The organism is Campylobacter sp. (genome assembly GCF_020024835.1).
Lineage (GTDB): Bacteria > Campylobacterota > Campylobacteria > Campylobacterales > Campylobacteraceae > Campylobacter_D.
The window spans coordinates 20638-27411 of the sequence record NZ_JAHHTD010000018.1 but is presented as its reverse complement, the minus strand read 5'-3'; the positions used below and the strand labels follow the sequence as shown (position 1 = coordinate 27411).

The following is a 6774-nucleotide window of genomic DNA, read 5'->3' as shown; positions in this document are numbered from 1 at the left end:
ATGTAAAGACAAAGATCTTCGAAAAATTAAAATTTGTGATGATGAATTAATCGTTGTTAGTAAAAATTATTTTAATAAAGATTTTTTTATAGATGAATTAAAAAATTTTAAATGGCTTAGTAGAGAAAAAGGTTCTGGAGCTAGAGAAGTATTTTTAAATGCTCTTCCAAAAGGTGTTGATTTAAAATTAATATATGAATTAAATTCTACAGCTATGATAAAAGAACTTGTAAAAAAAGGAAATTTTTTAGCTGTTTTACCAAAATTTAGCGTAAAAGAAGAACTAGAAAATAAAAAATTATTTCAAATAAGATTAAAAAATTTTAAAATTTCAAGAGAATTGTTTGTGATTTATCATAAAAGCAAGGAACCAAACAAGAAATTTATAAATTTTTGTGAATTTTTAATCAAACAGATTCAAAGAGAATTTTAAGTTAAATTTGCTATATATTTTTTAAATTTTTCTCCTCTTTCTTGATAGGATTTAAATTGGTCCAAACTAGCACAAGCTGGACTTAAAAGAGCAATTTCACCAATTTTTAAATTCTCATTTATTTTATTTACTGCAACATCTAAAAATTTGCAAGAATACGCTTGTATATTTGCTTTTTTTGCTAATGTTAAAATTTTATCTGTATTAGAACCTATGGCATAAAGTTTTATATTTAGTGTTGTCATAAAATTAAATAAATCACTAAGATCTACTCCTTTATCATCTCCACCTATAATAAGATGAATTGATTTTTCTTTGTAGCGTTTTAATGCCGCTAAACTCGCATCTAAATTTGTAGCTTTGGTATCATTTACCCATAGTCTATTTTTATGGTCATTTAATTCTTCTAATTTATCTTTTTCGATTTTAAATTCGTTTAAAAGATCATAAGAACATCGATCTAATATAATTTTTTCAATACTTAATGCCATTATTGCATCAAGTAAAAAAGGTGTTTTAAAATTTATTTTTTCTATGTCAATCTCCATTTTGTGGGCAAGTTCGTATTCATCAAAGTAGCTTATAATATGAGCTGCACAAGGATAAGTTTCATATTTTTTAGGTAATATTGCAACATCATTTTCATTCATTCGTTTTAATACTTTTAATTTAGCTTCTTCGTATTCTTTAAAATTTTTATGCCATGAGAGATGATCAGGACTTATAGGTAAGAGCGCATAAATTTCAGGTTTTGCAACCTTAGTATAAAAAAGCGAGAAAGAAGAGCTTTCTAGTATCCATAAATTTGCATTTGCATCTAAATTTGCTAAAGGTATTCCTATGTTTGCACCCATTTGTGCATTGATATATTTTAATAAATGATGAGTCATTTGAGTAGTAGTTGTTTTGCCATTTGTGCCACTTATCCATACACTTTTTGGCATAGCATCATAAAAAAAGTCATATTCACTGATTAAATTTTTTGCATTTTTTATTAGAAAATGATCGTTGGGAAATCCAGGGCTTGGTATTTCTAGCGTGCTTTTGCTAGGATTAAATTCATATGGAGGTAAAAAAGTATTATTAAATTCATCTTTTGTGATATTTTTAAAACTATCATCGTAAATATTACAATTTTTAAAGCGTTGTGCAAAAGCTTTAGTGGTTTTTCCATACCCAAAAAGTGAAATTTTCATTATCTTAACTTTATACTAATTAACGCAATGATATTTACAAGCAATGCTATCATCCAAAAACGGACTATAATTTTATTTTCTACCCAACCTATTTTCTCAAAATGATGATGAATTGGTGCCATTTTAAATACCCTTTTATTAAAAATTTTAAAACTTCCTACTTGCAAGATTACTGAAATTGTTTCTAAAACAAAGACAAAACCGATTAATAAGAGTAAAATTTCATTTTTACTTACTATGCCAAGATAGCCTAAAAAAGCACCTATGCTTAAACTTCCGCTATCGCCCATAAAAACTTGTGCAGGATAGCAGTTATACCATAAAAATCCCATTAAAGAACCGATCAAAGCAGCATTTACTATTACAAGTTCTCCTAATCCTTGAATTCTTGGTAAAAATAAATAAGAACTATAAATGATATTGCCACTTAAGTATAAAAATACTCCAAGGCTTAAAAGTGAAAATATTGAAGGAACCGTTGCAAGTCCATCTAATCCATCTGTTAAATTTACAGCATTTGAGCTTGATATTAAGACTAAGATCCATAAGGCTAACATAAAAATGCCACCATCAAATAAAGCGTGTTTATAAAATGGTAAATAAAATTCAGTATTTACACCCATTATGTAAAGCAAAATTATACAAATAAAAGCAGCGCTAAATTGACTAAGTAATTTTATCTTAGGGCTAAGTCCTGCGTGATTATCTTTCTTTAAGATTTTACCCAAATCATCAACCAAACCTATCCCGCAAAATAAAACCAAGCATAATATGCCTATTATCACATAAAAATTACTTAAATCAGCACATATAACACTTGCAATAATGGTAGCAAATATAAAAATTAATCCTCCCATAGTCGGGGTATGGCATTTTACTTGATGAGATTGTGGAGCATACTCATAAATTGGTTGGCTAGCTTTTTTATTTTGTGCCCATTTAATAAATCGTGGCATAAAATATAAACTTAAAAATAATGCGATAAAAAAAGCAAATCCAGCTCGCACACTTATGTAAGAAAAAAACATATAATCAGTATAATTTGTAAGATAAAGCAAAATTTTTAACCTTGTATTTGTTTTTGAAAGCATAATTTTAGTAAAATCATATAAATAAATTATAAAAAAAGAGTGAAAATGAGTCAAAAATGTGTTTTAATAATAACAGATGGTATAGGATATAATCAAAATCAAGAATTTAACGCATTTTTTCATGCTAAAAAGCCAACATATGATGAGCTTTTTAAAAATACTCCAAATGTTTTAATTAAAACAAGTGGTTTAGCTGTTGGTTTACCTGAAGGACAAATGGGAAATAGTGAAGTAGGGCATATGTGTATAGGTAGTGGTCGTGTGATTTATCAAAATTTAGTAAAAATTAATCAAGCCATTGAAAATGATACTTTAAGAGAAAATAAAGTTTTAAAAAATCTTTTAAAAAAATGTAAAAGAGTGCATATTATAGGTCTTTATAGCGATGGAGGTGTGCATTCTATGCATACACATTTTAATGCTCTTTTAAAAATTTGTAAGCAAGAAAATAAAGAAGTATTTGCTCACGCTATTAGTGATGGTAGAGATTGTTCTCCAAAATCTGGTTTAAAATTTATTACAAAACTTTATAATTTTTGTGAAAATGAGGATATATGTTTAGCTTCTTTATCTGGTAGATTTTATGCTATGGATAGAGATGGGCGTTATGAAAGAGTTAAAATGTATTATGATGCATTGCTAGCTAAAGCTCAAGTAAGTAACAATTTTTTAAAATTTATACAAGAAAATTATGATAAAGATATTACCGATGAATTTTTAACTCCTGTGATTAATCCTACATTTGATGGGATCAAACCAGATGATGGGATAATTTTTATTAATTTTAGAAATGATAGAATGCGTCAATTAGTTCAAGCATTAACTCAAGAAAATTTTAGTGAATTTAAAAGAGAATATATTTTTAAAAATGCAATCACTATGAGTTTGTATGATGAGAATTTTAATTTACCTGTGATATTTGAAAAAGAAGAATTAAAAAATACTTTAGCTACGATGATAGCAAGGGCAAATTTAACGCAGCTTCATACTGCTGAAACGGAAAAATATGCTCACGTAACTTTTTTTTTCAATGGAGGTAAAGAGGAGTTGGAGGTTAATGAAACTCGTGTTTTAATTCCAAGTCCAAAAGTCAAAACTTATGATGAAAAACCTCAAATGAGCATAGAGAAAGTGGGCGATGAAGTTATTAAGGGTATTGAAAATGGCATAGATTTTATTGTTGTAAATTTTGCAAATGGCGATATGGTAGGTCATACAGGAAATTTTCAAGCAGCTATTAAAGCAGTAGAGAGTGTTGATATGTGCTTAGGAAAAGTAATTAAAGTTGCTAGAGAGCATAATTACGCTTTCATTATAACTTCTGATCATGGTAATTGTGAAGAAATGAAAGATGAAAATAAAAATATCCTTACCAATCATACTACTTTTGATGTATTTGCTTTCATAGAAGCAAATGGTGTGAGCAAATTAAAAGAAAACAAAGGTCTTAGTAATATTGCTTCTAGTGTGCTTAAAATCTTAGGTTTGCCAATTCCAAAAGAAATGGATGAGGCTTTATTTTAATTTAAAGGAGAATGATGAAATTTAGTGGAAAAAATGTATTAATTACAGGTGCGAGCAAGGGTATAGGTGCTGCTATAGCTAAAGAATTAGCAAGTTATGGTTTAAAAGTTTGGATTAATTATAGAAGTAAGCCTGAACTTGCCGATACGCTTAAAGAAGAAATAGAGACAAATGGTGGTGTTGCAGCTGTAATAAAATTTGATGCTAGTATTGAAGAGGAATTTGTAGATGCTATTGCTACTATTTTAGAAAGTGATGGTGAGTTGAGTTATTTAGTAAATAATGCTGGTATTACAAATGATAAATTAGCTCTTAGAATGAGTATGCAAGATTTTTCATTGGTGATAAATGCTAATTTAAATTCAAGTTTTTTAGGATGTAGAGAAGCTTTAAAGACTATGAGTAAAAAGCGTTTTGGAGCTGTTGTAAATATAGCTTCTATAGTGGGTGAAATGGGAAATGCCGGTCAAGTAAATTATAGTGCAAGTAAAGGTGGTATGATAGCTCTTACTAAATCTTTTGCAAAAGAGGGTGCGCTTAGAAATATAAGATACAATTGCATTACTCCAGGTTTCATAAAAAGTGATATGACTGATGTTTTAAGCGAGGAAGTAAAGCAGCATTATATTAATAATATTCCTCTAAAGCGTCTTGCAGATGCTAGTGAAGTAGCTCAAGCTGTAGCCTTTTTATTAAGTGATCATTCTTCTTACATAACAGGAGAAATTTTAAAAGTAAATGGTGGTCTTTATATGTGATTTAAGCAAGGTAAATTCCTTGCTTAGTGTATTTTTATTACAACTATAGCTATAGCAAAACCACCATCGTGAGCTACACTGACACTGCTTGATTTTATATTAAATTTTTTTATAATTTTTTGTGAAAAATTAATATGAGGAGCATTTCTTATATCTTTATAAATGATAATATCAAAAAAAGAACATTCCTTAGATATTCCAACTCCTAATGCTTTAGAAGCAGCTTCTTTAATTGCCCAAAATCCCGCTAAAGTATTAGAATTTTTTACATATATTTGTTCTTTCTTGGATAGAAATTTATCCAAGAAAAACGTTTTGTGTTTATTGTAAATTTTATCTATGCGAGAACATGCAACTATATCACATCCAACCATTTAAGAAACAACAAAGTCTGTAAAATAAATATTTTTGATAAAACCATCAGTTAAAACTTCATTAATCTTGCCAGTTAGCTCATCTTTTAATCTTTCTTTGCCCTTAGTTGTGCTAACTTCTTCAAATGTTTTTGAAGTTAAAGTTCTAATAATAATATCTCTAATAATAGCAGTTTTTTTGTCAAGTTCTGGAGTAAGTGTTTCAACATTTTGCTCTAATTGGATAGTGCATTTTACGTATCTATCACCGCCATCACTAAGTAAATTTAAAGTAAAAGGTGCTAAAGGATACATTACTCCAATATTTGTATAATCACTTCCTCTTGCAGCTACTGCATTTGTTTTCTTAGGAGGTTGTGCAGCTTGGGTTTCAGTTTGCGGAGAAGGGTTTTCTTCAGGATTACCGCTAAACATTAAATAAGCTATAGCTCCTATAATGATTAGTAAAAAAATAAATAAAAATACAACGATAATAATAACTAAAGTATTTCCACCTTTTTTTTTGGATTGAGCTTGTTCATCCATTGTTTCATCTGCCATATCATTCCTTTTTTAATCTAGTTTATAAGGGCGTATATTGTATCAAAAAATATCTTTTTTTGAAATAATTCCTTTTATCTTTTTTGTGTGGTATTAATCAATGCTTTTATTTTTTGTAAATGTCTATATACGCTTGGTTCAGATATATTCAAAATTTCTGCAACCTTTGGTATGATTCCTTTTATATTAAATACACCTTTATCATAAAAATGCACTATTATTTTTTGCTTTTCTTTGGGCTTTAAAGTCTTATTTTTGAGCTCTTCTATGCTCATATTGGTAGCGTCTTTAACAAGCTCTTCTAAATTTAACTTTGCATACTCTCTACCTTCAGATTCTTCATCTGGGTTATCATAGATGTAAGCTAAACTTAGAATTTCATCTGATATTTTCTTAAAAGCTGTAATATCGTGATTAATACAAAGTAATCCTTCTAATTTTTCATCTTTTTTTATAAAAAAAGTTGATCCACTCATAGATTTTGAATTTTCACTTGAAAGTTTATAATGAGTTATATAATCTCTTTCAAGATAGGTTTTGTTTTTAATCATCTCCATAGCAATACCAGTAAGTGGTGAATTTATAGTCCTTTTGCTGATGTGATTATTAGCAATTTCTGCTATATTTGCACCATCTTCACTAACATCATGTAAAACAATTTCGTAATTCCTTCCCAATGTATCTGCTAGAAATTTAACTAGCTTGATATAGTGAGCTTTAGTTTTTTTGTCCATATTTTTGCCTTTATTTTGTAGTAAAATTGTTGTAATTTTACTACAAAATAAATATACTTAAAAGATATTTTTAATAAAAATAATATTTTAATATTATTTTTATATTTAGTAGATATAATTTATT

Annotated in this window: 8 protein-coding genes; 3 read left to right on the top strand and 5 right to left on the bottom strand. The window is 28.1% G+C overall.

Annotated elements, in window-relative coordinates:
* A partial coding sequence (locus tag QZ429_RS04400; RefSeq protein WP_291951659.1) for a LysR substrate-binding domain-containing protein occupies nucleotides 1–433 on the top strand: 433 nt, incomplete at its 5' end.
* On the opposite strand, the gene murD is transcribed toward QZ429_RS04400, so the two are convergent.
* Nucleotides 430–1629, bottom strand: coding sequence for a UDP-N-acetylmuramoyl-L-alanine--D-glutamate ligase (murD, locus tag QZ429_RS04395; RefSeq protein WP_291951656.1), 1200 nt, complete (start codon nucleotides 1627–1629; stop codon nucleotides 430–432). The genes QZ429_RS04400 and murD overlap by 4 nt on opposite strands.
* Entirely contained in the window at nucleotides 1629–2687 is a 1059-nt protein-coding gene (gene mraY, locus QZ429_RS04390; RefSeq protein ID WP_291951653.1) for a phospho-N-acetylmuramoyl-pentapeptide-transferase, read from the bottom strand. The genes murD and mraY overlap by 1 nt, the downstream gene beginning before the upstream one ends.
* A 78-nt stretch (nucleotides 2688–2765) precedes the next feature.
* Between mraY and gpmI the strand changes: the two genes are divergently transcribed.
* Nucleotides 2766–4244, top strand: coding sequence for a 2,3-bisphosphoglycerate-independent phosphoglycerate mutase (gene gpmI / locus QZ429_RS04385; RefSeq protein WP_291951650.1), 1479 nt, complete (start codon nucleotides 2766–2768; stop codon nucleotides 4242–4244).
* A 14-nt stretch (nucleotides 4245–4258) separates the two neighbouring features.
* On the top strand, nucleotides 4259–5002 hold the full coding sequence (gene fabG, locus QZ429_RS04380) for a 3-oxoacyl-ACP reductase FabG (RefSeq protein WP_291951647.1): 744 nt from the start codon (nucleotides 4259–4261) through the stop codon (nucleotides 5000–5002).
* A 23-nt stretch (nucleotides 5003–5025) separates the two neighbouring features.
* Here the strand turns inward: fabG and acpS are convergent, their stop codons facing one another.
* The 3 genes from acpS to QZ429_RS04365 all read right to left on the bottom strand — a co-directional run bounded on the left by acpS (nucleotide 5026) and on the right by QZ429_RS04365 (nucleotide 6650).
* Nucleotides 5026–5376, bottom strand: a complete 351-nt coding sequence (gene acpS, locus QZ429_RS04375; RefSeq protein WP_291951644.1) for a holo-ACP synthase — start codon at nucleotides 5374–5376, stop codon at nucleotides 5026–5028.
* Nucleotides 5377–5916 carry a flagellar basal body-associated protein FliL gene (fliL, locus tag QZ429_RS04370; RefSeq protein WP_291951640.1) on the bottom strand — a complete coding sequence of 180 codons (540 nt, stop codon included), beginning with the start codon at nucleotides 5914–5916 and terminating at the stop codon, nucleotides 5377–5379.
* Between the two features lie 74 nt (nucleotides 5917–5990).
* Nucleotides 5991–6650: a PAS domain-containing protein gene (locus tag QZ429_RS04365; RefSeq protein ID WP_291951637.1), complete on the bottom strand. Its 660-nt coding sequence runs from the start codon at nucleotides 6648–6650 to the stop codon at nucleotides 5991–5993.
* Between the last annotated feature and the right edge of the window lie 124 nt (nucleotides 6651–6774).